The sequence below is a fragment of the Streptomyces sp. NPDC097981 genome (genome assembly GCF_040302565.1).
Classification (GTDB): domain Bacteria; phylum Actinomycetota; class Actinomycetes; order Streptomycetales; family Streptomycetaceae; genus Streptomyces.
Genome location: NZ_JBEORW010000002.1, coordinates 284,104 through 308,943, shown reverse-complemented (window position 1 = coordinate 308,943; position 24,840 = coordinate 284,104). Strand labels below are relative to the sequence as shown.

General features: G+C 73.0%; 22 protein-coding genes. 13 read left to right on the top strand and 9 right to left on the bottom strand.

Translation table 11 applies throughout. The features are described from left to right. Window positions 1-21 precede the first annotated feature (21 nt). The 6 genes from ABTY04_RS03095 (at window position 22) to ABTY04_RS03070 (ending at window position 7,647) form a co-directional block, all read left to right on the top strand. Window positions 22-804, top strand: a complete 783-nt coding sequence (locus ABTY04_RS03095; protein ID WP_352211538.1) for an ABC transporter ATP-binding protein — start codon at window positions 22-24, stop codon at window positions 802-804. After that, window positions 801-3,623, top strand: a complete 2,823-nt coding sequence (locus ABTY04_RS03090) for an FtsX-like permease family protein (RefSeq protein WP_352211537.1) — start codon at window positions 801-803, stop codon at window positions 3,621-3,623. Before ABTY04_RS03095 ends, ABTY04_RS03090 begins: the two co-directional genes overlap by 4 nt. A gap of 94 nt (window positions 3,624-3,717) precedes the next feature. Then, on the top strand, window positions 3,718-4,251 hold the full coding sequence (locus ABTY04_RS03085; RefSeq protein ID WP_352211536.1) for a bacterial proteasome activator family protein: 534 nt from the start codon (window positions 3,718-3,720) through the stop codon (window positions 4,249-4,251). A 121-nt stretch (window positions 4,252-4,372) separates the two neighbouring features. Next, the gene (locus tag ABTY04_RS03080; protein ID WP_352211535.1) at window positions 4,373-5,242 is read left to right on the top strand and encodes an NTP transferase domain-containing protein; all 870 of its coding nucleotides are present in this window, start codon (window positions 4,373-4,375) and stop codon (window positions 5,240-5,242) included. Next, the gene (locus ABTY04_RS03075) at window positions 5,239-6,540 is read left to right on the top strand and encodes a molybdopterin molybdotransferase MoeA (protein WP_352211534.1); all 1,302 of its coding nucleotides are present in this window, start codon (window positions 5,239-5,241) and stop codon (window positions 6,538-6,540) included. The genes ABTY04_RS03080 and ABTY04_RS03075 overlap by 4 nt, the downstream gene beginning before the upstream one ends. Window positions 6,541-6,669: 129 nt before the next feature. Then, complete coding sequence (locus ABTY04_RS03070) at window positions 6,670-7,647, top strand: NAD(P)H-quinone oxidoreductase (protein ID WP_352211533.1); 978 nt, start codon at window positions 6,670-6,672, stop codon at window positions 7,645-7,647. Between the two features lie 93 nt (window positions 7,648-7,740). Here the strand turns inward: ABTY04_RS03070 and ABTY04_RS03065 are convergent, their stop codons facing one another. Genes ABTY04_RS03065 through pdhA form a run of 3 tightly spaced genes read right to left on the bottom strand, consistent with a single transcriptional unit; the run spans window position 7,741 to window position 11,194 of the window. Next, window positions 7,741-9,051, bottom strand: a complete 1,311-nt coding sequence (locus tag ABTY04_RS03065) for a dihydrolipoamide acetyltransferase family protein (protein WP_352211532.1) — start codon at window positions 9,049-9,051, stop codon at window positions 7,741-7,743. Continuing rightward, the gene (locus ABTY04_RS03060; RefSeq protein WP_352211599.1) at window positions 9,051-10,019 is read right to left on the bottom strand and encodes an alpha-ketoacid dehydrogenase subunit beta; all 969 of its coding nucleotides are present in this window, start codon (window positions 10,017-10,019) and stop codon (window positions 9,051-9,053) included. The genes ABTY04_RS03065 and ABTY04_RS03060 overlap by 1 nt, the downstream gene beginning before the upstream one ends. A 38-nt stretch (window positions 10,020-10,057) precedes the next feature. Further along, window positions 10,058-11,194: a pyruvate dehydrogenase (acetyl-transferring) E1 component subunit alpha gene (gene pdhA / locus ABTY04_RS03055; RefSeq protein WP_352211531.1), complete on the bottom strand. Its 1,137-nt coding sequence runs from the start codon at window positions 11,192-11,194 to the stop codon at window positions 10,058-10,060. A gap of 201 nt (window positions 11,195-11,395) precedes the next feature. Between pdhA and ABTY04_RS03050 the strand changes: the two genes are divergently transcribed. Further along, window positions 11,396-11,980: an Lrp/AsnC family transcriptional regulator gene (locus tag ABTY04_RS03050; RefSeq protein ID WP_502996540.1), complete on the top strand. Its 585-nt coding sequence runs from the start codon at window positions 11,396-11,398 to the stop codon at window positions 11,978-11,980. A gap of 72 nt (window positions 11,981-12,052) precedes the next feature. Here the strand turns inward: ABTY04_RS03050 and ABTY04_RS03045 are convergent, their stop codons facing one another. From ABTY04_RS03045 to ABTY04_RS03035, 3 genes are all read right to left on the bottom strand, one after another. Next, the gene (locus ABTY04_RS03045) at window positions 12,053-13,747 is read right to left on the bottom strand and encodes a PKD domain-containing protein (protein ID WP_352211530.1); all 1,695 of its coding nucleotides are present in this window, start codon (window positions 13,745-13,747) and stop codon (window positions 12,053-12,055) included. Window positions 13,748-13,863: 116 nt separating this feature from the next. Continuing rightward, window positions 13,864-14,454 carry a TetR/AcrR family transcriptional regulator gene (locus ABTY04_RS03040; RefSeq protein WP_352211529.1) on the bottom strand — a complete coding sequence of 197 codons (591 nt, stop codon included), beginning with the start codon at window positions 14,452-14,454 and terminating at the stop codon, window positions 13,864-13,866. Further along, complete coding sequence (locus tag ABTY04_RS03035; protein WP_352211528.1) at window positions 14,451-16,007, bottom strand: 3-hydroxyacyl-CoA dehydrogenase; 1,557 nt, start codon at window positions 16,005-16,007, stop codon at window positions 14,451-14,453. The genes ABTY04_RS03040 and ABTY04_RS03035 overlap by 4 nt, the downstream gene beginning before the upstream one ends. 167 nt (window positions 16,008-16,174) lie before the next feature. Between ABTY04_RS03035 and paaN the strand changes: the two genes are divergently transcribed. Beyond that, window positions 16,175-17,857 (top strand): phenylacetic acid degradation protein PaaN, encoded by a 1,683-nt coding sequence (paaN, locus tag ABTY04_RS03030; RefSeq protein WP_352211527.1) that lies wholly within the window; start codon window positions 16,175-16,177, stop codon window positions 17,855-17,857. 4 nt (window positions 17,858-17,861) lie between these two features. Here paaN and ABTY04_RS03025 read toward each other — a convergent pair whose 3' ends face one another. From ABTY04_RS03025 to ABTY04_RS03015, 3 genes are all read right to left on the bottom strand, one after another. Then, entirely contained in the window at window positions 17,862-18,602 is a 741-nt protein-coding gene (locus ABTY04_RS03025) for a TrmH family RNA methyltransferase (protein WP_352211526.1), read from the bottom strand. A gap of 432 nt (window positions 18,603-19,034) precedes the next feature. Next, window positions 19,035-20,216 (bottom strand): HTTM domain-containing protein, encoded by a 1,182-nt coding sequence (locus tag ABTY04_RS03020; protein WP_502996539.1) that lies wholly within the window; start codon window positions 20,214-20,216, stop codon window positions 19,035-19,037. Then, window positions 20,204-20,929: a DUF5819 family protein gene (locus tag ABTY04_RS03015; protein WP_502996538.1), complete on the bottom strand. Its 726-nt coding sequence runs from the start codon at window positions 20,927-20,929 to the stop codon at window positions 20,204-20,206. Before ABTY04_RS03015 ends, ABTY04_RS03020 begins: the two co-directional genes overlap by 13 nt. Window positions 20,930-21,064: 135 nt before the next feature. Between ABTY04_RS03015 and paaA the strand changes: the two genes are divergently transcribed. From paaA to ABTY04_RS02990, 5 genes are read left to right on the top strand one after another with little or no spacing between them, the layout of a single operon-like run. Next, the gene (gene paaA / locus ABTY04_RS03010) at window positions 21,065-22,096 is read left to right on the top strand and encodes a 1,2-phenylacetyl-CoA epoxidase subunit PaaA (RefSeq protein WP_352211524.1); all 1,032 of its coding nucleotides are present in this window, start codon (window positions 21,065-21,067) and stop codon (window positions 22,094-22,096) included. Next, window positions 22,093-22,377, top strand: coding sequence for a 1,2-phenylacetyl-CoA epoxidase subunit PaaB (paaB, locus tag ABTY04_RS03005; RefSeq protein WP_030292728.1), 285 nt, complete (start codon window positions 22,093-22,095; stop codon window positions 22,375-22,377). The genes paaA and paaB overlap by 4 nt, the downstream gene beginning before the upstream one ends. After that, complete coding sequence (gene paaC, locus ABTY04_RS03000) at window positions 22,374-23,114, top strand: 1,2-phenylacetyl-CoA epoxidase subunit PaaC (protein WP_352211523.1); 741 nt, start codon at window positions 22,374-22,376, stop codon at window positions 23,112-23,114. The genes paaB and paaC overlap by 4 nt, the downstream gene beginning before the upstream one ends. Next, the gene (gene paaD, locus ABTY04_RS02995; RefSeq protein ID WP_502996537.1) at window positions 23,108-23,641 is read left to right on the top strand and encodes a 1,2-phenylacetyl-CoA epoxidase subunit PaaD; all 534 of its coding nucleotides are present in this window, start codon (window positions 23,108-23,110) and stop codon (window positions 23,639-23,641) included. Before paaC ends, paaD begins: the two co-directional genes overlap by 7 nt. Next, entirely contained in the window at window positions 23,642-24,769 is a 1,128-nt protein-coding gene (locus ABTY04_RS02990; protein ID WP_352211522.1) for a 2Fe-2S iron-sulfur cluster-binding protein, read from the top strand. It begins immediately after the preceding gene. Window positions 24,770-24,840: the final 71 nt, after the last annotated feature.

Sequence of the window (24,840 nt, the reverse complement as noted above, 5' to 3'; positions counted from 1 at the left end):
CACCGTCCCAGGGGGGACCCCATGCCTGACCAGCACTCCACACCCCACATACGGCCCGTACCGCCCGCCCAGGCCGCACGGCCCGTCCTCCAGCTCGACAAGCTCGTCCGCACGCACGGCAGCGGCGCCACCGAGGTGCACGCCCTGCGCGGCATCGACCTGGCCGTGTACCCCGGCGAACTCGTCGCCGTCATGGGCCCCTCGGGCTCCGGCAAGTCCACGCTGCTCACCCTGGCCGGCGGCCTCGACACGCCCACCAGCGGCCGCGTCGTCGTCGAGGGCACCGACATCACCACCGCGAGCCGCCAGCAACTGGCCGCGCTGCGCCGCCGCAGCATCGGGTACGTCTTCCAGGACTACAACCTGATCCCGGCGCTCACCGCCGCCGAGAACGTGGCCCTGCCCCGCGAACTCGACGGAACCTCCGCCCGCAAGGCCCGCGTCTCGGCCCTGGCCGCCCTGGAGGAGATGGGCCTCGGACAGCTCGCCGACCGCTTCCCCGACGAGATGTCCGGCGGCCAGCAGCAGCGCGTGGCCATCGCCCGCGCCCTCGTCGGCGACCGCCGCCTGGTCCTGGCCGACGAGCCCACGGGCGCCCTCGACTCCGAGACCGGCGAATCCGTCCTCGCCCTGCTGCGCTCCCGCTGCGATGCGGGCGCGGCCGGGATCCTCGTCACCCACGAACCGCGGTTCGCCGCCTGGGCGGACCGCGTGGTCTTCCTGCGCGACGGCAGCGTGGTCGACGAGACCCTGCGCCACCAGGGCGCCGACTCGCTGCTCTCGGGGCAGGCGGGCAGCTGGTGAAGTCCTCGTACCACGGGTGGATCGCAGCGATCCGGATCGCCCGTCGCGACGCCTGGCGCGCCAAGGGCCGCAGTGCCCTCGTCCTCGCGATGATCGCCCTGCCGATCGTCGGCGTGAGCGCCGCCGACCTCACCACGCGCAGCGCCCAGCTCTCCCCCGAGCAGACGGTGTCCCGTCAGATCGGCGCGGCGGACGCCCGGTTGAGCCAATCGGAACTCGCCGGGCCTGTCTACCAGGACGTCTCGGGCAGGAACTCGATGCCCGTCGGCGGCTTCGACAAGTACAACCCCGGCGCGGAGCCGACGCCGAACCTCGTCCCCTCGGTGATCCCGGCGGGCGCCCAGACCCTCAAAGACAGCACGGCGCACACCAAGATCCGCACCCGGTACGGCCTGCTGGACACCGATCTGCGGGAGATCGACGCGGCCAGCCCGCTGGTCAAGGGCATGATCGAGATGAAGCGCGGACGGCTGCCGCAGGAAGCGGGCGAGGTCGTCGCCACGGCCGCCTTCCTGCAGGAATCCGGCTTCTTCGTGGGCTCCGAGTTCCGCGCGCGCGGATCGGACACCTGGTACCGGATCGTGGGCGCGTACGAGATGCCCTCCGAGCTCAAGAAGCCCGAGGTCCTCGCCCCGCCCGGCACCCTGCTGGCCCCGCTCGACAAGGCCTTCCAGGCCGCCGGGGTCCCCGGGGTCGTCGCCACCGACACCTACCTGGTCAAGGTCGGCGGCGATGGTTTCACGTGGAACACGGTCAAGGCGCTCAACGCGAAGAGCGTGCTGGTCGTCTCCCGCGCGGTCCAGCTCGACCCGCCGGCCGAGTCCGAGGTGCCGTACATCGCCCAGCAGAAGGAACTGGGCTACTACAGCCCGAAGGACAAGCTCCCGGTCACCGAACTGGCCGTCCTGGCCACGGTCGTAGGCCTCGCGATGCTGGAGATCTGCCTGCTGGCCGGGCCCGCCTTCGCGGTCGGCGCCCGGCGCTCGCGCCGCCAGCTCGGCCTGGTCGGCGCCAACGGCGGCGACCGGCGCCACATCCGGGCCATCGTGCTCTCCGGCGGCCTCGTCATCGGCGCCGCGGCCGCCGTCAGCGGCACCGTCCTCGGCGTCGCCCTCACCGTGGGGCTGCGGCCGGTGCTGGAGGAGTATCTCGGCGCGCGCTTCGGCGGATTCACGTTCCGCCCGCTGGAGATCCTCGCTATCGCCCTGCTCGCCGTCGTGACCGGTCTGCTGGCCGCGATCGCCCCGGCCGTCACCGCCTCCCGGCAGACCGTGCTGGCCTCGCTGACCGGCCGTCGCGGGGTCCGCCGGGCCAACCGGGTGCTGCCCGTCATCGGCCTGATCGCCCTCGCCGTCGGCGCCGCGATCGCCCTCTACGGCACGGCCTCCCGGATGGGCGCCACCGTCGTCGCGGGCGGCAGCGCCATCGCCGAGCTCGGCATCGTCGCCCTCACCCCGGTGCTGGTCGGCCTGTTCGGGCGGCTCGGGCGCTGGCTGCCGCTGTCGCCGCGGCTCGCACTGCGCGACGCCGTCCGCAACCGGGGCCGTACGGCCCCCGCCGTGGCCGCCGTCCTGGCCGCCGTCGCCGGCACCGTCGCGGTGGCCACGTACGAGCACAGCATGGAGCTGCAGGCCCGCCACGAGTACGTCGCCGATCTCCCGGACGGCGCGGGAATGGTGGCCATCCACGAGCTCGGCCGCGGCAAGGACATGGGCGCCGTCCGCGAGGCGGTGACGCAGGAACTCCCGCTGGCCGTACGGGCGGACGTGGACTACATCTCGTACGGCAAGCCCGGCTGCGAGAAGTTCACCGGTCGCGAAGGCTGCGGCCGGGCCGAGATCATGCGGCCCAAGGAGCAGCGCTGCCCGCTCTACGAGGGCGCGGACGGGCCCGACGCGTTCAGCCAGGCGGAGAGGAAGGCCCTGCGCAAGGACCCGAGGTGCCGGTTCAAGCGCCACTCCGCGCAGTTCGTCGTGGTCGTCGCCGACGAGAAGCTGCTGACGGCGCTCGCGGTCACCGATCCGGGCGCGGTGGCCGCCCTGAAGGAGGGCAAGGGCGTCTCGTTCGAGAAGAACAACGTCAAGGACGGCAAGGTCACCGTACGGCTGATCGACAACAAGAGCGACACCTTCGAGCGGGGGGTCGACCCGAAGGGCGAGGACAAGGTCTTCGCCGTCCACCAGGCGGCCGACACCGCCGAGGGGTACGGCATCGAGCTCGTCCTGCCGCCCGCCGCAGCCAAGAGCGCCGGGCTGACCACCCTGCCGTTCGCCTCGTACTTCACCCTGGACGGCACGGCCGACAGCCGGCAGAAGCAGCGGGTGGCCGCGCGGATCGACCAGATCGGCGTGGAGGCCCCCGTCACCATCGAGGCCGGCTACCAGGCCAAGCCGGACGTGGGCATGCTGGCCCTCACCGTCTTCGCCGGTCTGGTCACCATCGGCGCGGCCGGCATCGCCACCGGACTCGCCCAGGCCGACGCCGAGGCCGATCTGAAGACCCTGGCGGCGGTCGGTGCGCCGCCACGGGTACGGCGCACCCTCAGCGGCTTCCAGTGCGGGGTGGTGGCCCTGATGGGCGTGGTCCTGGGCACGGCGGCGGGCATCCTGCCGGCGGTCGGCCTGCGGCTCGTCCAGCGGCGCGAGACGGAACACCTCCTGGAGATGGCCGGCGGCGCCGACGACGTGCTCTACGTGCCGATCGCGGTGCCGTGGGAAACCCTCGGCGGCCTGCTGGTCCTGGTCCCGCTGGGCGCGGCCCTGCTGGCGGCCCTCGTCACGAAGTCGAGCGGCGCACTGGCCCGGCGCGCGGCAGGCTGACGGTCACGGTGCGTTCACGCCCCCGTACAGGGTGGATCACGTCTGTACGGGGGCACACCGTGTGAGTACGACGGTGTGCGAGAGAATGAGCGGCATGGAGATGCCGAGGAGTGAACGGTCGCAGGACAGCCCCCCGCACGTCCTGATCGTGGGACAGGACGGGTCGGCGGTCGGCGGCGCCGATGACGAGTCGCGCGAGGTCCCGGTGACGGAGATGGTCGAACAGCCCGCCAAGGTCATGCGGATCGGCAGCATGATCAAGCAACTTCTGGAAGAGGTCCGCGCCGCACCTCTGGACGAGGCCAGCCGGGTCCGTCTCAAGGACATCCATGCAGCGTCCGTGAAGGAGCTGGAGGACGGTCTGGCTCCGGAGCTGGTCGAGGAACTGGAGCGCCTCTCCCTCCCGTTCACCGAGGAGGCCATTCCGTCGGAAGCGGAACTGCGCATCGCCCAGGCCCAGTTGGTTGGCTGGCTGGAGGGCCTGTTCCACGGCATCCAGACGGCTCTGTTCGCGCAGCAGATGGCCGCGCGGGCCCAGCTGGAGCAGATGCGCCGCGCCCTGCCCCCGGGCGCCCCGACGGACGAGGAAGACGGCCACGGAGCCATCCGCTCGGGTCCGTACCTGTAACGGCGCAACCCGGGGCCCGGACCCGTCCGGGCCCCGGTCCGCGTCCCCATCCCGGCCCCGGGGTGGGGACCGGGCAAGTACAGCTCCCCACAGGAGACATGGCCCGCGCATACTCGGGGGCATGAGCTACGACGCAATCGTCCTGGCCGGCGGAGCGGCCCGCCGCCTCGGAGGCGCGGACAAACCCGCCCTCCACGTCGGCGGCCGCGCCCTCCTCGACCGCGTCCTCGACGCCTGCGCCGACGCCGCGACCACCGTCGTGGTCGGCGGCCGCCGCCCCACCGCGCGCCCGGTCCGCTGGACCCTGGAGGACCCGCCCGGCGCCGGCCCCGTGGCCGCCCTGGACGCCGGTCTGCGCGCGACCACCGCCGAGCTGGTCCTCGTACTCTCCGCCGATCTGCCCTTCCTCGACCGGGCCACGGTCCAGGCCCTGCTGCGCGCCCCCGCCGCCGACGGCGACGGCGCCCTGCTGCGCGACCCCGGCGGCCGCGACCAGCCCCTCGTCGCGGCCTACCGCGCCGAACCCCTGCGCCGCGAGATCGCCCTCCTGGCGACCGAGCACGGCAGCCTCTCCGGCCTCCCGCTGCGCACCCTCACCGCCGAGCTGGCGCTGGCCAAGGTGACGGACACCGCGCCCCTCGCCTCGTTCGACTGCGACACCTGGGATGATCTCGCAATCGCCCGCGCCCGGATCAGGGAGCATGGAAACGTGCTGGACCAATGGATCACCGCCGTCAAGACCGAGCTGGACATCGACCTCCCCGTCGACACCAAGACCCTGCTCGACCTCGCCCGCGACGCCGCGCACGGCGTCGCCCGGCCTGCCGCCCCCCTGACCACCTTCCTGGTCGGATACGCGGCCGCCCGGGCCGAAGCCACCGGCACCGACCCCGCCACCGCCGTCGCCGAGGCCTCCCGCAAGGCCGCCGACCTGGCCCTGCGCTGGGCCGCCGAAGCCGAGGCCGCGGCCGAAGAGAACGGCTCAGGATGACCCCCACCGACGCCGACCACGCCCTGCGGGCCCTCGACGAGGCCCTGGCCCTCGTCAGCCGCGACCCCCGGTCCGGCGCGGCCGCCGGCCACCGCGCCGTCTCCTGGCCGGACGCCCGGGAGACCGCCGCCCGAGCCGGATCCGGCATCCGGCCCCGCACCCACCGGATCCCCCTCGCGGACGCGCTCGGCGAGGTGCTGGCCCAGTCCCTGGACGCCCTCACCGACCTGCCGTCCTTCGACACCTCCGCCATGGACGGCTGGGCCGTCGCCGGCCCCGGCCCCTGGACCGTCCGCCCCGGCGGCGGCGTGCTTGCAGGCTCCGGCCGGCCCGAGCCGCTGGCCGACGGCGAGGCGGTACGGATCGCCACCGGCGCCCGGATCCCCGCCGACACCACCGCGGTGATCCGCAGCGAGCACTCCCGCGAGTCCGGCACCCAGCTCCACGCCGACCGGGCCGTCCTCACCGGCCAGGACATCCGCCCGCGGGGCCAGGAGTGCCGATCCGGCGACCTGCTGCTGCCCGCCGGCTCCCTCGTCACCCCGGCCGTCCTGGGCCTCGCTGCGGCCGCCGGGTACGACGAGCTCATCACCCGGCCCCGGCCCCGCGTCGAGATCATGGTGCTCGGCGACGAGCTGCTCACCGAAGGCCGCCCGCACGACGGCCTGATCCGGGACGCCCTCAGCCCCATGCTCGGTCCCTGGCTCACCCGGCTCGGCGCCGAGGTCACCGCCACCCGGCGGCTCGGCGACGACCCCGCCGGGGCCAAGGCCCTGCTGGACGCCGTCACCGGCTCCGACGCCGACCTGGTCGTCACCACCGGCGGTACGGCCTCCGGCCCCGTCGACCACGTCCACCCCGTCCTGCACGAGGCCGGCGCCGAGCTGCTGGTCGACGGGGTCGCCGTACGCCCCGGGCACCCCATGCTGCTGGCCCGGCTCGGCGACCGCGAGGGCGGCCGCCACCTGGTCGGCCTGCCCGGCAACCCGCTCGCCGCCGTCTCCGGGCTGCTGACCCTCGCCGAACCGCTGCTGCGGGCCCTCGCCGGCCGCCGCCAGCGCCCCCGGTACACGGTCCCGGTGCAGGGCGACGTACCCGGCCACCCGTACGACACCCGGCTCGTGCCCGTCCTGCTGACCGACGAGCACGCCGTACCGCTGCGCTACCACGGTCCCGCGATGCTGCGCGGCGTGGCCGCCGCCGACGGGCTGGCCGTCGTACCGCCGCACGGCGCGCGCGACGGGCAGGACCTGGAGATCCTGGATCTGCCATGGGTCTCCGGGGGATGTTTCACGTGAAACTGCGCGGCCAGGACCCAATGGCCCGCCCCCGCCGCCTCACCGCCGGTGACACTCGGCCCTGCGGACCAGCGTCGCTTCCGGACCGGCGGCCGGGCTGACCGGTGGGACTGGCGTACCCTCCGGGCCATGCATGCGATCACCATCGAACAGCCCGGCGGCCCCGAGGCCCTCGTCTGGGCCGAAGTACCCGATCCGGTGGCCGGCGAGGGCGAGGTCCTCGTCGACGTCGCGGCGAGCGCCGTGAACCGCGCCGACGTCCTCCAGCGCCAGGGGTTCTACGATCCCCCGCCCGGCGCCTCCCGCTACCCCGGCCTGGAGTGTTCGGGGCGGATCGCCGCCGTCGGGCCGGGGGTGTCCGGCTGGGCGGCGGGCGACGAGGTGTGCGCCCTGCTCAGCGGCGGCGGGTACGCGGAGCGGGTCGCCGTCCCGGCGGGGCAGCTGCTGCCGGTCCCGGCCGGCGTGGACCTGATCACGGCGGCGGCGCTGCCCGAGGTGGTCTGCACCGTGTGGTCGAACGTGTTCATGGTGGCCCATCTGCGCCCCGGCGAGACCGTGCTGGTGCACGGCGGCTCCAGCGGCATCGGCACGATGGCGATCCAGCTGGCGAAGGCGGTCGGCGCGACGGTGGCGGTGACCGCCGGCGGCCCGGAGAAGCTGTCCCGCTGCAAGGAGCTGGGCGCGGACATCCTGATCGACTACCGCGAGCAGGACTTCGTGGAGGAGCTGCGGGCCGCCACGGGCGGCGCCGGGGCGGACGTGATCCTGGACATCATGGGGGCCAAGTACCTGGCCCGGAACCTGGACGCCCTCGCCGTCAACGGGCGGCTCGCGGTGATCGGGCTCCAGGGCGGGGTGAAGGCCGAGCTCAACCTGGGCGCCCTGCTGGCCAAGCGGGCGGCGATCACGGCGACCTCGCTGCGGGCACGGCCGCCGGCGGAGAAGGCCGCCATCGTCGCGGCCGTGCGCGAGCACGTGTGGCCGCTGGTGGAGGCGGGCCGGGTCCGCCCGGTGGTGCACGCCACCGTCCCGATGCGGGACGCGGCCGGGGCCCACCGGACCATGGAGTCGAGCACCCACGTGGGCAAGCTCCTGCTGACCGGTTGACCGTCTGACCGGTTGAACCGCTCCAGGGCCTCCCGGGACACCGGGAGGCCCTGGAGCGGGTGCTTCAGGCGCCGTGAGGACACGGCCGCGCGGTCACAGAGAGCGGAGCAGCACCGCCGGGGACTCCACGCAGTCGGCGACGTACCGGAGGAAGCCCCCGGCCGTGCCGCCGTCGCACACCCGGTGGTCGAACGTCAGCGACAGCTGCACGACCTGGCGGACGGCCAGTTCACCCCGGTGCACCCACGGCTTCGCCACGATCCGGCCCACCCCGAGCATCGCCGCCTCCGGGTGGTTGATGATCGGCGTGGACCCGTCGACGCCGAACACCCCGTAGTTGTTCAGGGTGAACGTCCCGCCGGTCAGGTCCGCCGGTGCCAGCTTCCCGGTCCGGGCCAGCTCCGTGAGCCGGGCGAACTCGGCCGACAGCGACTCCGGGTTGCGCGTCTGGGCGTCCCGGACCACCGGGACCACCAGACCGCGCTCCGTCTGTGCGGCGAAGCCCAGGTGCACGGACGGCAGCCGCACGATCTCGTTCGCCGCGAGGTCCACGGTCGAGTTGAGCTCCGGGTACTTCGCGAGCGCGGCCGTGCAGATCCGGGCCAGCAGCGCGAGCACCGAGATCTTCGGACCGCCCGCGGCGTTCATCGCGGCCCGCGCCGCCATCAGCTCGGTCGCATCGGCGTCGACCCAGCACGTGGCGTCCGGGATCTCCCGGCGGCTGCGCGACAGCTTCTCGGCCACCACGCCCCGCAGGCCCTTCAGCGGCACCCGCTCGCCGGCCGCCGCGGCGGCCGCCGGAGCGGTGGCGGTGACGGGAACGGGAGCCGGCTGCGGTGCCCGGAGCGCCGCCTCGACGTCCGACCGCAGGATCAGGCCCTCGGGCCCGGACCCGCGCAGCGCGCGCAGGTCGATCCCGTGGTCCCGGGCGAGCTTGCGCACCAGCGGCGAGATCACCGGCACCGGACCGGTGGCGGCCGGCGCCGCTGCAGGCACCGCCACGGGAGCGGCAACGGGTACGGGAACGGCGGCAGGAGCCGGCGCTGCGGAGCCCGGTCGCACCCGCCTCCGACGCGCCGTGCGCGAGTGGTCCGTCCCGTAGCCCACCAGGACGTTGCCCGAGCCGGATTCCTCGGGCTCCACCGTCTCGTCCGCCCCCGCACCCACCGCCACCGTGATCAGCGGTGCTCCGACGGGGAGTTCCGTGCCCTCCTCCCCGAACCTGGCGGTGACCACACCGCCGTACGGGCACGGCACCTCCACCATCGCCTTGGCCGTCTCGACCTCGACCACCGGCTGGTCGACGGCGACGACGTCGCCCACCGCCACCAGCCAGCGGACGATCTCGGCCTCGGTCAGTCCCTCCCCGAGATCGGGGAGCTTGAACTCCATTACCTGCGCCATCAGTTCTCCCACTGCAGGCGGGCCACGGTGTCCAGGATCCGGTCCACACCGGGCAGATGGTGCTTCTCCAGCATCGGCGGCGGGTACGGGATGTCGAAGCCCGTCACCCGCAGCACCGGCGCCTCCAGGTGGTGGAAGCACTTCTCCTGGATGCGGGCGACGAGCTCCGCGCCCGGTCCGCCGAAGCCGTTGGCCTCGTGGACCACCACCGCGCGCCCGGTGCGGCGTACGGACGCCACGACCGTCTCCTCGTCGAAGGGGACGAGCGAGCGCAGGTCGACGACCTCCAGGTCCCAGCCCTCCTCGCGCGCCGCCTCGGCGGCCTCCAGGCACACCGGCAGCGAGGGCCCGTACGTGATCAGCGTCGCGCTCGTGCCGGTACGCCGGACGAGTGCCTTCCCGATCCCCGGCACGGCCGTCGGCGTCTCGGGGTTCCACTGCGCCTTCGACCAGTACAGCCGCTTCGGCTCCAGGAAGACCACCGGGTCGTCGCTCGCGATCGACGCGCGCAGCAGCCCGTACGCGTCCTCGACGGTCGCCGGGGTCACCACGTGCAGGCCGGGGGTGGCCACGTAGTACGCCTCGGAGGAGTCGCTGTGGTGCTCCACCCCGCCGATCCCGCCGCCGTACGGCACCCGGATGGTGATCGGCAGCGGCATCGCGCCGCGCGTCCGGTTGCGCATCTTCGCCACGTGCGAGATCAGCTGCTCGAACGCCGGGTAAGCGAACGCATCGAACTGCATCTCCACGACCGGCCGCAGCCCGTACATCGCCATGCCCACCGCGGCGCCCAGGATCCCGGCCTCCGCGAGCGGCGTGTCCGTGCAGCGCTCCTCGCCGAACTCCTTCGCGAGGCCGTCCGTGATCCGGAAGACCCCGCCCAGCGTCCCGACGTCCTCACCCATGACGTGGACCGTCGGGTCCTCGGCCATGGCGTCGCGCATGGCCCGTCCCAGGGCCTGCGCCATCGTCGCGGGCTTCACGCCCGGCTTCGCCGCCACCGTGGTCACGACTGCTCCTCCGCCTCAAGCTCGGCGCGCAGCATCTCCGCCTGTTCGCGGAGCCGGCCGGTCTGCTCCGCGTAGACGTTTTCGAACAGGTCCATCGGGTCGAGCACGGGGTCGGCGTTCATCCGCTCGCGCAGCGTCGCCGCCATCGCCTCGGCGGCGTCCTTGGCCTCCTGGATGCCCGCCGCGTCCAGCAGTCCGCGCGCGGTCAGCTCGCGCTCCAGCAGATCCACCGGGTCGTGCGCCTTCCATGCCTCGACCTCGGCGTCACCGCGGTAGCGGGTGGCGTCGTCGGCGTTCGTGTGGGCCTCGATGCGGTACGTGACCGCCTCGATCAGCGTCGGTCCGCCGCCGACCCGGGCCCGCCTGACGGCCTCGGACAGCACCTCGTGCACCGCGGCGATGTCGTTGCCGTCGACGAGGCGGCCGGGCATGCCGTACCCGACGGCCTTGTGGGCCAGGGTGGGGGCGGCGGTCTGCTTGGCCAGCGGGACGGATATCGCGAAGCCGTTGTTCTGGACGAGGAAGACGACCGGGGCCTGCCAGACGGCCGCGAAGTTCAGCGCCTCGTGGAAATCGCCCTCGCTGGTGCCGCCGTCGCCCACCAGGGCGAGGGCGACCACGTCGTCGCCGCGCAGCCGGGCCGCGTGCGCCAGGCCGACCGCGTGCGGCAGCTGGGTGGCGAGCGGGGTGCTGAGCGGGGCGATCCGGTGCTCGCGCGGGTCGTAGCCGGTGTGCCAGTCGCCGCGCAGCAGGGTCAGCGCCTGGACGGGGTCGAGTCCGCGCGCCACGGCCGCGAGGGTGTCGCGGTAGCTGGGGAAGAGCCAGTCCTGCTCCTCCAGGACGAGGGCGGCCGCGATCTCGCAGGCCTCCTGTCCGACGGTGGAGGGGTAGACCGCGAGCCGGCCCTGCCGGGTGAGGGCGGTGGCCTGGGCGTTGTAACGGCGGCCGCGCACCAGCTCGGCGTAGCACCGGCGCATCAGCTCGGGGTCGAGCTTCTCGGCGGCCGGCGTGCCCAGTACCCGGTACGGCTCGGGGTCCGGGAGCAGCGGGGCGGCATCCGTACGGGGCCTCCAGGCGGGCGGCGGGGTGGATCGGTAGGACGCACCGGCACCGGGCAGCTCTTGGACCGTCATGGCGGCGTACACCTCCTCGTGGGAAGCGGGCAGGGCGGTGCCTGGGGGTCCCCCCGGCGGTGGCCGGGGAGTGAGGCGCCTCACCAACCGATTGTTCGGTCGATGGCGCAATTTGGCTACAGGCGGCTGCAGGCTGTGGACAAAGTGGCGCCGGGGCCCTCGTATGGATGCAGGACGTCCAGGAGAGGGAGGCAGTGGGCAATGCCGGATGAACAAATGGCCGCATCGGGTTCCGTGCCGGGTTCCGTGCCGGCCCCCGCGGGGGGTGCCTCCGCGGGCCCTCAGGCCCCCCAGACGCCCCCGGTCCCGCCGCGCCCCCTGGACCCCATCGACCGTTCGATCATGCGCCTGCTCCAGGCGGACGGCCGCGCGTCGATACGGTCCGTGGCCGAGCAGGTCCACGTGTCGCGCGCGAACGCGTACGCCCGCATCAACCGGCTGATCGACGACGGGGTGATCCGCGGGTTCACGGCCCGCGTCAACCACGAAAGGGCAGGCCAGGGCGCCTCCGCCTACATCACCCTGAAGATCGTCCAGAACTCCTGGCGCACGGTCCGCGAGAAGCTCCGCGAGCTCCCGGGCGCGGCCCACATCGCCCTGGTCAGCGGTGATTTCGACGTGCTGCTGCTGGTCCACACCCCGGACAACCGCACCCTGCGCGAGCTGGTCCTGACCCGCCTCCAGTCCATCCCGGAGGTCCTCTCCACCCGCACCCTCCTGGTCTTCGAGGAGACCGACCTGCTGGCCCCGGGCCCGAACGGCGGCCCGACGGTCTCCGAGGAGTAGGAAACGCGACAGCGCCCCGGGCGCGGCCGAAGGGCCGGTCCCGGGGCGCTGCGCGAGGCGCCTACGAGCAAGTCACTTGGTCTCGTAGTAGCCGAAGAGGTCGACGACCAGGTCGGTGGTGTCCCAGCTCTGGTTCCAGAAGTCGACGACCCCGTTGACGCCGCCGGAGCTCGCCTGGACGAGGTTCGGGACGGTCTTGCCGGCCGTCCAGTTCAGGGTGGACGCCGTGGGACGCGTCAGCTGCACCTCGGTGTGGTTGTGGTACTGGTCCGGCGTGTTCGTGTCCGGGGCGACCGAGAGGAAGCCCGCGTCCTTGGTGTTGGTCACCGTGGTGTTCAGGACGTATCCCGCGATGCCCTCCTCCCCGTGGGAGAGCGGCATCCAGATGTAGCCGCGGGCGTACATCGGCCCGTAGCCCCAGGAACGGGTGTCGAGCATCCGGTGCGGGTCGACCGCCATGAAGGAGCCCGAGCTGTCGGGGCTGTAGTAGCCGACGACGTCGACGATGACGTCGGCCCCCGCCCAGGCGCCGTTGAAGACGTTGATCTTCCCGTCGGGACCGATCGGGACGATCACCGAGTTGGCGACGGTCTGGTTGGCCGTGAAGTTCACGTTCGAGGTGTTCGGGGCCTGCTGGCCGCTCGGGTAGGCCGTCAGGTGGCCGTCCTCGCGCGGGTTGGTGACGGTCATGTTCAGCGCGACGGCGGTGGCGTTCGCAGGCACGTACGAGCCGCCGAGCTGGACGCCGATCGTGCCGCGGCCCGGGACCTGGCCCTTGGGCGCGCCCTGGCCGGAGCGGGTGTCCACGGCGCGGACCGGGGCCATCGGCGTGTAGCCGCTGGCCGCCGTGCGGGTGAAGTAGCCGGTGACGTCGGCGATGAGGTCGACCGGTTCCCAGCCGCCGTTGTACAGCTCGACGGAGCCGTCCTTGCCGACGGGCACGACCACCAGGTTCGGGACGGTCTGACGGGCTTCGAAGTTGAGGTTCGAAGTGGTCGGACGCGTGGCACCGCTCGGGAACGCCGTGATGTGCCCGGGCGTGTAGGTGTTGGTGACGGTGACGTTCAGGGCCACGGCCGTGACGCCTGCCGGGATCTTGCCGTTGCCGGCGATCTTCACCTTGGTCGAGGAGTACGCCTGGACCATGCCCATCGGGGCCCCGGTGCCCGTCCGGGTGTCCAGGAGCCGGGTCGGGGCGTACGGGGTGAAGTCCGAGCCGACCGTCGAGAGCGGGAGCTCGTTGACGACCTCCGCCGAGTTCGCGGCGTCCGTCACGGTGACCTTGGCGTTGTACTCGCCGAGCTTGGCGTAGCTGTGCTTGAGCGACACCTCCTGGCCGGGGGTGGCGTCGGCGCCGTCGGTCGTGCCGTCGCCCCAGTCGTAGGTGACGCGGAGCGTGGCGCCCGGGGAGCTGAGGACCTGGGCCTTCAGCTCGACACCGTGCGCGGAGACGGCCTGGGCGTTGAGGACGACGCCGAGGTCCGGGTTTCCGGCGGCGACGGTGTCCGCGCCCTGGGCGGTCGCGGTCGCGGCCGGCTTGCCCTTGGCCGCGGGAAGGGCCTTGCGGACCCCGTGCTCCGCGGGGCTGTGGAACGTCTTGGTGTTGGATGCACCGAGCTTGGCCAGGTCCGTCGCGGGAGCGGACACCCCCTTGGCCACCGGTGCGGCCGGGCCGGACGCCTGGGCCATGCCCGGGACCAGACCCACGCCGATGCCGGCCGCGGCGACGACTGCGGCGGCGGAAAGTACGAGACGGTGTTTGCGCACCGGCCCCCCCATTTTCTGTTGCTGCTTGAACACGTTCGAAAGCTTGCTCATCGTACAGAATTCGCACAGCGATCAATCAGAAAATGAGCGTCAAGATCTGACGGATTGCGGCCGGACTAGCTGCGGACGGTCCGCAGTCCGTCCAGGGCCATGTGGACGACCGCGTCGGCCAGCTGGTCCACGGTCGTGCCGGGGTGCGGGCGGTACCACTCCACCAGCGAGTTCACCATGCCGAACAGCAGGCGGGTGGCCAGCCGGATGTCCACGTCCGCCCGCAGGTCCCCGTCCGCCGCCGCGGCCTTGAGGAGCTCCGCGACCTGGTGGTCGAACTCGCGGCGGCGCTCCAGGGCCCAGCGCTCGGTCCGGGTGTTGCCCCGCACCCGCAGCAGCAGCGTCACGTACGGGAGCTCGGCGACCAGGACCTCGACCGTGCGCCGCGTGACGTACTCGACCCGCTCGACCGCCCGGCCGCGTACCGCACCCGGCTCCTCCAGCACGGCGAAGAGCCCGTCGAGCGCGCGGCTGACGGCCCGCTCCAGGAGCTCCTCCTTGCCCGCCACGTGGTGGTAGATCGAGGACTTCGAGATGCCCGCCGCCTTGGAGAGGTGCTCCATGGAGGTGCCGTCGTAGCCCCGCTCGTTGAAGACCTGGACGGCGACGGACAGCAGCGTCTCGGGGGTGTAGGTGTCGCGCTTGGCGGTGGTCATGCAGTCTCCTCCGCCGCGTCCTCGCCGGACCCGTCGCCCGCGTCGTGGCCCTCTCCCTCTTCACCTTCCGCGTAGCCGAGCTTGAACAGGGCCAGCGAGGGCGCGTAGCGGCCGCCGGGGCAGCGCTCGTCGAGGTGGTGCAGCAGGTCGTACGCCCAGTCGCGGCCGAGCCGGTCGTGCCATTCGGCCGGGCCCAGCGGGTAGTTCACGCCGAGCCGCATCGCCGTGTCGATGTCCTCGGCGGTGGCCGCGCCGCGCGCGACGGCGTCGGCCGTCAGGTCGATCAGCATCGCGACCGTGCGGGCCACGATCATGCCGGGCACGTCGCCGATGACGGAGACCTGCTTGCCGAGCTTCTGGAACAGGCCGATCGCCTCGGCGAGGGTCCGCTCGCTGGTGTCCTCGCCCGCGGAGAGCGCGATCCGGGTGGCACTGCGGTAGTCGAGCGCGAGGTCGAAGTAGACGACGTCGGCGAACTCGATCGACGTCTTGCCGTCCGCGAGCACCAGCTGGCCCTCTCCGGGCAGCTGGATGTACGGGCCCCCGTGCTCGGCGGCCGTGACCGCGATCCCGGCCTCCTCCAGCAGCTCGACCAGCCCCGCGGCGGGACCAAGGTCGCCGACCACGGTGACCTTCTCCGGGGCGTCCTCGGAACCGGCGGTGTGCGGGGCCGGAACCTCGGCGTCCGGTCCGTACGGGAACCAGCCGTGGCCCGTCTTGCGGCCGAGGCGGCCCGACTGGACCAGACGGCGCTGCGCGAGGGACGGGGTGAACTTGGGGCTGCGGAAGAACGACTCCCACACCGAGCGCGTGACGGCCTCGTTGACGTCCTGCCCGATCAGGTCGGTCAGCTGGAACGGGCCCATCTTGAAGCCGCCGCACTCGCGGAGCACGGCGTCGATGGTGGCCGGGTCGGCGCCCTGCTCCTCGTACACCGCGAACGCCTCGGCGTAGAAGGGGCGGGCGATCCGGTTGACGATGAAGCCGGGGGTGTCGGCGCAGCGGACCGGCGTCTTCCCCCAGCCCAGCACGGTGGCGTACGCGCGCTCGGCGGCGGCCGGGTCGGTCGCGAAACCGCTGACCACCTCGACGAGCGGGAGCAGCGGGGCCGGGTTGAAGAAGTGCAGGCCGAGGAAGCGGCCGGGGTGCGCGAGGCCGGCGGCGAGCTCGGTGACGGAGAGGGACGAAGTGTTGGTGGCCAGCAGGGCGTCCGGCGAAACCACCTCTTCGAGCGCTCCGAAGAGTGCGCGCTTGACAGCGGCGTCCTCGACGACGGCCTCGATGACGAGCGCGGAGCCGGCGAGCTCGGCGAGGTCCACGGCCGCGTCGATTCGGCCGATCGCGTCCTCTGCCTCGGCGCGGTCGAGGCGGCCCTTCGCGGCCATGCGGTCGACGCGGTCCTGCACGATGCCGACGCCGCCGGCGGCGAGGTCGGCGTTGATGTCGTAGATCAGAACGCGGTGACCTGCGAGAAGGGCGACCTGGGCGATGCCCTGCCCCATGGTGCCGGCGCCGACGACCGCCACAGTGCGGGACCGCTCGATTGCTGTCATGTCCTGATCCTCCCGCACCGGGTTATCCACAGGCCTGCCGGGCCCTCTTGTCCCGACCGATCGTTCGGTTACTCTAACTCCAGTCTGCTCTTCTTCACCCGCCCCTGCCTGATCTCAGTCTGCAAATCAGCCTGATCTTGCCCGGCTCAACGAGGAGTTGGTCCCTGATGGCCGCCGAGCTCACCGTCCCCCAGCTGTCCGACAAGCACCGCTCCACCCTGGACCAGGCCCTGGCGGCCATCCGCAGCCGTGCCTACTGGTCCCCGCATCCGGAGCACCCCAAGGCCTACGGGGAGACCGCGCCGGCCGACGGCCTCGCCGCCTTCGAGGCCGTCCGCGGCACCCGGCTCGACCTGGGCCAGCCCGGCACGGACGGCTGGACCGGCTCCGAGGTGTCCCCGTTCGGCCCCGAGCTGGGCGTCGAGTACCCGCACGTCGACCCCGACGTGCTGCTGCCCGCCATGAAGGCCGGCATGGGCGCCTGGCGCGACGCCGGCCCCGAGGCCCGCGCCCTGGTCTGCATCGAGATCCTGGCCCGGATCGGCGCGCGGACGCACGAGTTCGCGCACGCGGTCATGCACACCAGCGGCCAGGCCTTCATGATGGCGTTCCAGGCGGGCGGCCCGCACGCGCAGGACCGCGGCCTGGAGGCGGTGGCCTACGCGTACGAGGAGCAGACCCGCGTACCGGGCCGGGCCGACTGGTCGAAGCCGCAGGGCAAGAAGGACCCGCTGGAGCTCGGCAAGAGCTTCACCGCGGTGCCGCGCGGCATCTCGCTGATGATCGGCTGCAACACCTTCCCGACGTGGAACGGCTACCCGGGCCTGTTCGCCTCGCTGGCCACGGGCAACGCGGTGCTGGTCAAGCCGCACCCGCGCGCCGTGCTCCCGCTCGCGCTGACCGTGAAGGTGGCGCGGGAGGTCCTCGCCGAGGCCGGGTTCGACCCGAACCTGGCGGCGCTGGCCGTCGAGCGTCCGGGCGAGGGCATCGCCAAGACCCTGGCCGTCCGCCCCGAGATCAAGCTGATCGACTACACCGGGTCCACGGAGTTCGGCGACTGGCTGGAGACCAACGCCCGCCAGGCCCAGGTCTACACGGAGAAGGCCGGCGTCAACACCGTCGTCCTGGACTCCACCGACAACTACAAGGGCATGCTGTCCAACCTGGCCTTCTCGCTGTCCCTGTACAGCGGCCAGATGTGCACCACCCCGCAGAACCTGCTGATCCCGCGGGACGGCATCGAGACGGACGCCGGCCACAAGTCGTACGACGAGGTCGTCGCCGACCTCGCGGCCTCGGTCGGGGGCCTGCTGGGCGACGACGCCCGGGCCAACGCGCTGCTGGGCGCCCTGGTCAACCCGGACGTCAAGGCCCGGCTGGAGGCGGCGGCCGGCCTCGGCGAGGTCGCGCTCGCCTCGCGCGAGGTGGTGAACCCGGAGTTCCCGGACGCGGTGGTGCGCACGCCGGTGATGGTGAAGCTGGACGCCGGCAAGCCGGACGACTCGGCCCCGTACCTCTCGGAGTGCTTCGGCCCGGTCTCCTTCGCGGTGGCCGTGGACTCCACGGCGGACGCGCTGGAGCTGCTGCGCCGCACGGTGCGGGAGAAGGGCGCGATGACGGTCGGCGCGTACACGACGTCCGCGGACACCGAGCGGGCCATCGAGGAGGTCTGCCTCGAAGAGTCGGCGCAGCTGTCGCTGAACCTGACGGGCGGGGTCTACGTCAACCAGACCGCGGCCTTCTCGGACTTCCACGGTTCGGGCGGCAACCCGGCGGCGAACGCGGCCCTGTGCGACGGCGCGTTCGTCTCGAACCGCTTCCGCGTGGTGGAGGTCCGCCGCCAGGCCTGACGGCTCAGGCCTTCGGGCCGCCCCAGTGGAAGAGCGTCATGGCGACGCTCGTCGCCAGGTTGTAGCTGGAGACCTGCGGGCGCATCGGCAGGGACACCAGGTGGTCGGCGCGGGCGCGGAGCTCGGGCGAGATGCCGTGGCGTTCCGAGCCGAAGGCCAGCAGCGCGTCGTCCGGGAGGGTGAGGGCACGGATGTCCTCGCCCTCCGGGTCGAGCGCGTACAAGGGCCCGTCCGGGAGGGTCTCCAGGGTGACCCGGTCCACGGTGGTCGCGTAGTGCAGCCCGGCTCCGGCCCGTACGACGTTGGGGTGCCAGGGGTCGAGGTCGCCACGGGTCACCACCCCGGTGGCCCCGAAGCCGGCGGCGAGCCGGACCACGGCGCCGACGTTGCCGAGGTTGCGCGGGTTGTCGAGCACGACGACGGGTGCGGTCCGGGGCTGCCGCTCCAGCCGGGCCCGGCCTTCGGCGCGATCGGGCCGTACCGCCAGTGCCGCGACCCCGGTGGGGTGGACGCGGGGCAGCAGCGTGCGCAGCTCGGCCTTGCGCACCAGCCGCCCGACCTCGGCCGCCACGTCCGGGGCCAGCCCGTCGGCCAGCGCCCGTACGGCATCGGGGTCGTCGGCGACGACGGCCCGCACGTCGGCCCCGAACCGCAGGGCGTGCTTCAGCGCGTGGAACCCGTCGAGGAGTACGAGGTCCCCCCGCTCGGCCGCGTCCTGCCACTCCCGCCCGGTCTTCTCACTCATACCGCCGAGCCTACGGGCCCGTGGCCTGCCCCTTTCCCTCCCGCCCCACCACCCCGACCAACCCAGCCGACCCCATCCAGCCCTGCCGGCGTTTGGGGCGCGGGGGCTCGGGGGCAGCGCCCCCGCAACGGCGCCGCACCCGGGCCGGGGCCGGGCAGAGTCCTGGAGGTCGCCCCGGACGGAGTCCGGGGGAGAAACGGTGAAAGGGCGGGGCGGGGAGAAAGCCCCGCGCAGCGGGCCCTAGGCCCTGTCGTCAAAGTAGCGCCGGTCCGGCCCGCGGCGTCCGGTGCCGTGCATCGCAAGGCGGAGGGGCTCCCGATTACTGGACGTACTTGGGTGCCCCGACAACGCTGGGGGCACCTCCCAGCGGTAGCTGGGGGACGAGGTGCGGTGCCGGGCGTCGCGGGCCAGGCGAGACTTTGACGACAGGGCCTAGCGCAGGCTCGGGCTCGGCTCCGGCGCCGGGGCCGGCCCGACATCCGCCGCAGCCGACGCAGGAACCGCCGCGCGCACCCTGCCCGAGGCCCTGGTGCCGAGCCACACCAGGAACCCCGTCGGCAGGAACACCGCATCGGCGGCGATCATCGCGAGCGAGAAGAACGGCAGCCCGAGCAGCACCGCGATCCCGGCGTGTTCCAGCATCATCAGCGCCAGCAGCACGTTCTTGATCCGCCGGTTGAACACCGTGAACGGGAACGCGACCTGCACCGCCACCGTCCCGTACGAGAGCAGCATCACGACCGTCCCGCTCCCCGCCAGCACCGACGACAGACCCGGCCACGGAGTGAAGTAGTCGAGCCCGAGCGGGTAGTACAGCGCGGTGCCGTCCTGCCACCGCGACCCCTGGATCTTGTACCAGCCGGCCGTCGCGTAGATCAGGCAGACCTCCGTCATGATCACCAGCAACCCTGCGTTGTGCACCAGGTTCGCCAGGACGTCCAGGACCGCCCGGCCCTCGCCCTGCGGGTCGTACCGGTCCACCAGCCACCACACCGCGCAGACCACCCACAGCGCCGCGAAGACCGCGAGCCAGCCGTAGCCGATCCGCGCGGTCACCGCCGCGTAGGCGAACACGGCGCCCAGCACGCCCCACAGCGCCGGCCCGGCCGCCCCCGCCGAGGCGGAGCCCCGCCGCCGCGCGCGCCGCGCGTCCAGCGACCACACCTGCGCGCATCGCGTCAGCACCAGGTACATCGCCATCAGGTGGATGACGTTGTCCCCGCCGTCGCCCATGAACACGCTGCGGTTCTGGAGCGACAGCACCCCGACCATGAACACCACGGACATCGCACGCGTGCGCCAGCCCAGCATCAGCAGCAGGCTCGACAGCACCGACACCGCGTAGACGGTCTGGAACCACGGCTCCGAGTCCGACCACATCAGCACCGTGAAGGCGTGGTTCGAGCCGATCAGGCGTTCCGCCAGCCCGAAGCTCCAGGGCCCGTCCGGCCCGTAGAGCTCGTTCCGGTTCGGGATCTCCCGCAGCAGGAAGAACAGCCAGGTCGCCGAGAAGCCGATGCGGACGACGGCGCTCTGGTACGGGCCCAGGGCCTGTCCGCTGACCTGCGCCACCACGCGGCCGGCGGCGGCCCGCGCCCGCCTCACACCGTCCACCACGGCAGCTCCCGGTAGTAGGTCTGGGTGTCGGTCTTCTCGTCGCTCCACGGCGGCGCCGCCACCGCCCGCGTCGCCGAGCGCAGCTGAACCCGTACGATCCCGCCCCGATCGATCCCGTCGTCCGCGAGCCGGTCCAGCGCGATCCGCCGCAGGTACTGCTCCGACAGCTCTCCGCGCGCCCCGATCGGCTTGTTGTCGTCGTCGTGCGAGCCGGTGAAGAAGTCCCAGGCCCGCCGCAGCTCGTTCTGCCGCGCATGGCTCGGCAGCAGGCTGTGCCGGATGGCCGCACCGTCCTCGGCGGACAGGTCGCGCCAGTCGCCGGCGACCGGTTCCCCGCCGGGCGTGCGGACCTCCGCCCGTACCTCCACCGCGATGTTCTGCTGGAGCGGGTTGGGCGCGAAGAGCTTCCAGTTCTGCTCGAACTCGGGGTAGATCCAGTCGTCGACCGTCTGCGCGTGCTGCTTGCTCACCGTGTTGGAGGGGGCGACGTGCAGGAAGACCAGTGCCAGGTGCGCGCAGGCGGCGAGGCCCACCGCCGCCAGGGCGAGGGCCGTGACGACCCGGTACGGGGCGGACAGGCCCGCGATGCCGGGGGCCCGCGGCGGAGCCGGTTCGGCGGGCGGCTCGGCAGGCGGACGGGACGACGGGACGACCGGCGGAACGGCCGGCGGAGCAGCCCCTTCCGCGGGCTCGCGCTCGTTCGAATCCATCCCGCCCCGATCATCCGGCGTCCACAGGGTTGACCTCAGAGGTTGACACCCTACGGGCCGCCGACCCACCATTGAAGAGTACGAACCGAACGATCGGTCGGTCGGGCGGTCAACAATCTCTGGCAGGGGGCCGGGATGGTGGCAGTGACCCCGGAAACGGGGCAGGACACAGGCCTCGGGGCTGACCTCGGGGCACAGCTCGCGGCGGCCTTCGACGCCGCGGTGGCAGCCGACGAGCGCGTCGAGCCGCGCGACTGGATGCCCGAGGCGTACCGCGCCTCGCTCGTCCGCCAGATGGCCCAGCACGCCCACTCCGAGATCATCGGCATGCAGCCCGAGGCCAACTGGATCACTCGCGCGCCCTCGCTGCGCCGCAAGGCGATCCTGATGGCCAAGGTCCAGGACGAGGCCGGCCACGGCCTCTACCTGTACAGCGCCGCGGAGACCCTCGGCACCAGCCGCGACGAGCTGCTCGACAAGCTCCACTCCGGCAAGCAGAAGTACTCGTCGATCTTCAACTACCCCACCCTGACCTGGGCGGACGTCGGCGCGATCGGGTGGCTCGTGGATGGCGCGGCGATCACCAACCAGGTGCCGATCTGCCGCTGCTCGTACGGGCCGTACGCCCGCGCGATGGTCCGGATCTGCAAGGAGGAGTCCTTCCACCAGCGCCAGGGCTTCGAGCTCCTCATGGCCCTGTCCAAGGGCACCGAGGCGCAGCACGCCATGGCGCAGGACGCCGTGAACCGGTGGTGGTGGCCCTCGCTGATGATGTTCGGCCCGCCGGACGACGAATCGGCGCACTCCGCGCAGTCGATGGCATGGCGGATCAAGCGGCACTCCAACGACGAGCTGCGCCAGCGCTTCGTGGACATCGCCGTTCCGCAGGCCGAGGCGCTGGGCCTGACGCTGCCCGACCCGGACCTGAAGTGGAACGAGGAGCGCGGGCACCACGACTTCGGCGCGATCGACTGGGCGGAGTTCTGGGACGTGCTCAAGGGCAACGGACCGTGCAACGAACAGCGGATCGGCCAGCGGCGCCGGGCCCACGAGGAAGGCGCCTGGGTGCGCGAGGCGGCCGCGGCCTACGCGGAGAAGCACACCGCAGCGACCGCCGCACAGACCGCCGTGCAGAGCACGGCAATGAACGAGGAGGCAGGGGTATGACGCAGAACTGGCCACTGTGGGAGGTGTTCGTGCGCTCGCGCCGCGGTCTCTCGCACACGCACGCCGGCAGCCTGCACGCGCCCGACGCGGAGATGGCCCTGCGCAATGCCCGCGACCTCTACACCCGGCGCGGAGAGGGCATCTCGATCTGGGTGGTGCCCTCCACCGAGATCACCGCGTCCTCGCCGGACGAGCGGGACCCGTTCTTCGCCCCCTCGGCCGACAAGCCGTACCGGCACCCGACCTTCTACGAGATCCCCGAGGGGGTGCACCACCTGTGACCAGCACTGATGTCACGTCTTCCGATGTCACCGCGTCCGCAGCCCTCACGCTGGGGGACGACGCGCTGATCCTCTCCCACCGCCTCGGCGAGTGGGCGGGTCACGCCCCCGTCCTGGAGGAGGAGGTCGCCCTCGCGAACATCGCGCTCGACCTGCTCGGCCAGGCCCGCGTCCTGCTGTCCATGGCCGGCGACGAGGACGAGCTGGCCTTCCTGCGCGAGGAGCGGTCCTTCCGCAACCTCCAGCTGGTCGAGCAGCCGAACGGGGACTTCGCCCACACCATCGCCCGCCAGCTCTACTTCTCCTTCCACCAGCACGAGCTCTACGCGGAACTGGCCGCCGGCGACGGCCCGTTCGCACCGCTCGCGGCCAAGGCCGTCAAGGAGACCGCCTACCACCGCGACCACGCCGAGCAGTGGACCCTGCGGCTCGGCGACGGCACGCAGGAGAGCCGCGCCCGCATGCGGGCCGCCCTGGACGCGCTGTGGAAGTACACCGGCGAGATGTTCCAGCCGGTGGACGGGATCGGCGGCGTGGACTGGGCCGCCCTGGAGGGCCGCTGGCTGGCCTCCGTGGGCGGCGTCCTGGAGCGGGCCGGGCTCGCGCTCCCCGAGGGCCCGCGCACCGGCGCCTGGGCGGCCGGGGCCGGCCGACAGGGCCTGCACACCGAGTCGTTCGGCAGGATGCTCGCCGAGATGCAGCACCTGCACCGCAGCCATCCGGGGGCGTCATGGTGACGGACACGCCCCGCGCCGCGGCCCCGACGGCCACCGAGGCCATGACCCGCCTGGAGGCGGAGCTGGCCGAGGTCGCCGGCTCCGTCCCCGACCCCGAGCTGCCCGTGCTCACCCTCGCCGAGCTCGGCGTGATGCGCGGGGTGCGGATGCACGAGGACGGCCACGTCGAGGTCACCCTGACCCCGACCTACACCGGCTGCCCCGCCATCGAGGCCATGTCCGCCGACATCGAGCGGGCCCTGACCGGCCACGGCATCCCGGACGTGCGGGTGCGCACCGTCCTGGCCCCGGCCTGGTCGACCGACGACATCAGCGCCGAGGGGCGGCGCAAGCTCGCCGAGTTCGGCATCGCCCCGCCGCGTCCCCACGCGGCCGGCGGGCCGGTCCCGCTCACCCTCTCGGTCCGCTGCCCGCACTGCGGATCGACCGACACCGAACTGCTCAGCCGGTTCTCCTCCACCGCTTGCAAGGCGCTGCGCCGCTGCACCGCCTGCCGTGAACCGTTCGACCACTTCAAGGAGCTGTAGATGGCCGCGTCCACGCCGTCGCCCACGTCGGGCTCCGGGCGCCCTGCGCGCCACGGCGCCTTCCACCCCCTGACGGTGGCGGCGGTCGACCGGCTCACCGACGACTCCGTGGCGCTGACCCTGCGCGTCCCCGAGGAGCTGTGCGGCGAGTACCTGCACGCCCCCGGCCAGCACCTCACGCTGCGCCGCAGCACCCCCGAGGGCGCCGAGATCCGCCGTACGTACTCGATCTGCTCGCCCGCCCCGGACCCCGCGGGCCCGGGTCCGGCGTCGCTGCGGGTGGGCGTGCGGCTGGTCGAGGGCGGCGAGTTCTCCACGTTCGCCCACAAGGAGATCGCCGCCGGGGACGTGCTGGACGTGATGGTCCCGGCCGGGCGCTTCGTCCTGGAGCCGGCCGCCGCCCCCGCCGCCGGGCACTACGCGGCGATCGTCGGCGGCAGCGGGATCACCCCGGTGCTGTCGATCGCCGCCTCGCTGCTGGCGGCCCGGCCCGACGCCCGGTTCTGCCTGGTCCGCAGCGACCGCACGGCGGCGTCGACGATGTTCCTGGACGAGGTGGCCGACCTCAAGGACCGCTTCCCCGACCGGTTCCAGCTGGTGACGGTCCTGTCCCGGGAGGAACAGGAGGCCGGGCTGCCGTCCGGCCGCCTCGACGAGGAGCGGATCAAGGCCCTGCTGCCCGCGCTGCTGCCGGTCACGGACGTGACGGGCTGGTTCCTGTGCGGCCCGTACGGGCTGGTCATGGGCGCGGAGCGGGCACTCGGCACGCTCGGCGTCGTCCGGACCCGGATCCACCAGGAGATCTTCCACGTCGAGGACACGGCTCCGCCGGCCCCTGCCGCGACCCCCTCCCACGTACGGGTCACGGCCCGGCTCGACGGCCGTTCCGGGACCTGGCCGGTCCAGGACGGGGAGTCCCTGCTGGACGCCGTGCTGCGCAACCGCGCGGACGCCCCCTACGCCTGCAAGGGCGGGGTGTGCGGCACCTGCCGGGCCTTCCTGGTCACCGGCGAGGTGCGGATGGACCGGAACTTCGCCCTGGAGGCGGAGGAGACGGAGGCCGGGTTCGTGCTGGCCTGCCAGTCGCACGCGGTGACCGAGGAAGTGGAGATCGACTTCGACCGCTGATGCGGCGCCCTCAGGCTGTGCTTTTTCGACGGCCTGCTCTATCTTGACGCACCGTCAGGTCCGGACCGGGC

What these genes read in the sequence shown, in the direction of transcription:
- ABTY04_RS03070 (WP_352211533.1), top strand. Translation starts at nt 6,670, where the DNA reads ATGCATGCGATCACCATCGAACAGCCCGGCGGCCCCGAGGCCCTCGTC.
- paaB (WP_030292728.1), top strand. Translation starts at nt 22,093, where the DNA reads ATGACGCAGAACTGGCCACTGTGGGAGGTGTTCGTGCGCTCGCGCCGC.
- ABTY04_RS03080 (WP_352211535.1), top strand. Translation starts at nt 4,373, where the DNA reads ATGAGCTACGACGCAATCGTCCTGGCCGGCGGAGCGGCCCGCCGCCTC.
- ABTY04_RS03040 (WP_352211529.1), bottom strand. Translation starts at nt 14,454, where the DNA reads ATGACCACCGCCAAGCGCGACACCTACACCCCCGAGACGCTGCTGTCC.
- ABTY04_RS03035 (WP_352211528.1), bottom strand. Translation starts at nt 16,007, where the DNA reads ATGACAGCAATCGAGCGGTCCCGCACTGTGGCGGTCGTCGGCGCCGGC.
- ABTY04_RS03075 (WP_352211534.1), top strand. Translation starts at nt 5,239, where the DNA reads ATGACCCCCACCGACGCCGACCACGCCCTGCGGGCCCTCGACGAGGCC.
- ABTY04_RS02990 (WP_352211522.1), top strand. Translation starts at nt 23,642, where the DNA reads ATGGCCGCGTCCACGCCGTCGCCCACGTCGGGCTCCGGGCGCCCTGCG.
- ABTY04_RS03050 (WP_502996540.1), top strand. Translation starts at nt 11,396, where the DNA reads ATGCCGGATGAACAAATGGCCGCATCGGGTTCCGTGCCGGGTTCCGTG.
- paaA (WP_352211524.1), top strand. Translation starts at nt 21,065, where the DNA reads ATGGTGGCAGTGACCCCGGAAACGGGGCAGGACACAGGCCTCGGGGCT.
- ABTY04_RS03085 (WP_352211536.1), top strand. Translation starts at nt 3,718, where the DNA reads ATGGAGATGCCGAGGAGTGAACGGTCGCAGGACAGCCCCCCGCACGTC.
- ABTY04_RS03025 (WP_352211526.1), bottom strand. Translation starts at nt 18,602, where the DNA reads ATGAGTGAGAAGACCGGGCGGGAGTGGCAGGACGCGGCCGAGCGGGGG.
- paaD (WP_502996537.1), top strand. Translation starts at nt 23,108, where the DNA reads ATGGTGACGGACACGCCCCGCGCCGCGGCCCCGACGGCCACCGAGGCC.
- ABTY04_RS03060 (WP_352211599.1), bottom strand. Translation starts at nt 10,019, where the DNA reads ATGGCGCAGGCCCTGGGACGGGCCATGCGCGACGCCATGGCCGAGGAC.
- paaN (WP_352211527.1), top strand. Translation starts at nt 16,175, where the DNA reads ATGGCCGCCGAGCTCACCGTCCCCCAGCTGTCCGACAAGCACCGCTCC.
- ABTY04_RS03015 (WP_502996538.1), bottom strand. Translation starts at nt 20,929, where the DNA reads ATGGATTCGAACGAGCGCGAGCCCGCGGAAGGGGCTGCTCCGCCGGCC.
- ABTY04_RS03095 (WP_352211538.1), top strand. Translation starts at nt 22, where the DNA reads ATGCCTGACCAGCACTCCACACCCCACATACGGCCCGTACCGCCCGCC.
- pdhA (WP_352211531.1), bottom strand. Translation starts at nt 11,194, where the DNA reads ATGACGGTCCAAGAGCTGCCCGGTGCCGGTGCGTCCTACCGATCCACC.
- ABTY04_RS03065 (WP_352211532.1), bottom strand. Translation starts at nt 9,051, where the DNA reads ATGGCGCAGGTAATGGAGTTCAAGCTCCCCGATCTCGGGGAGGGACTG.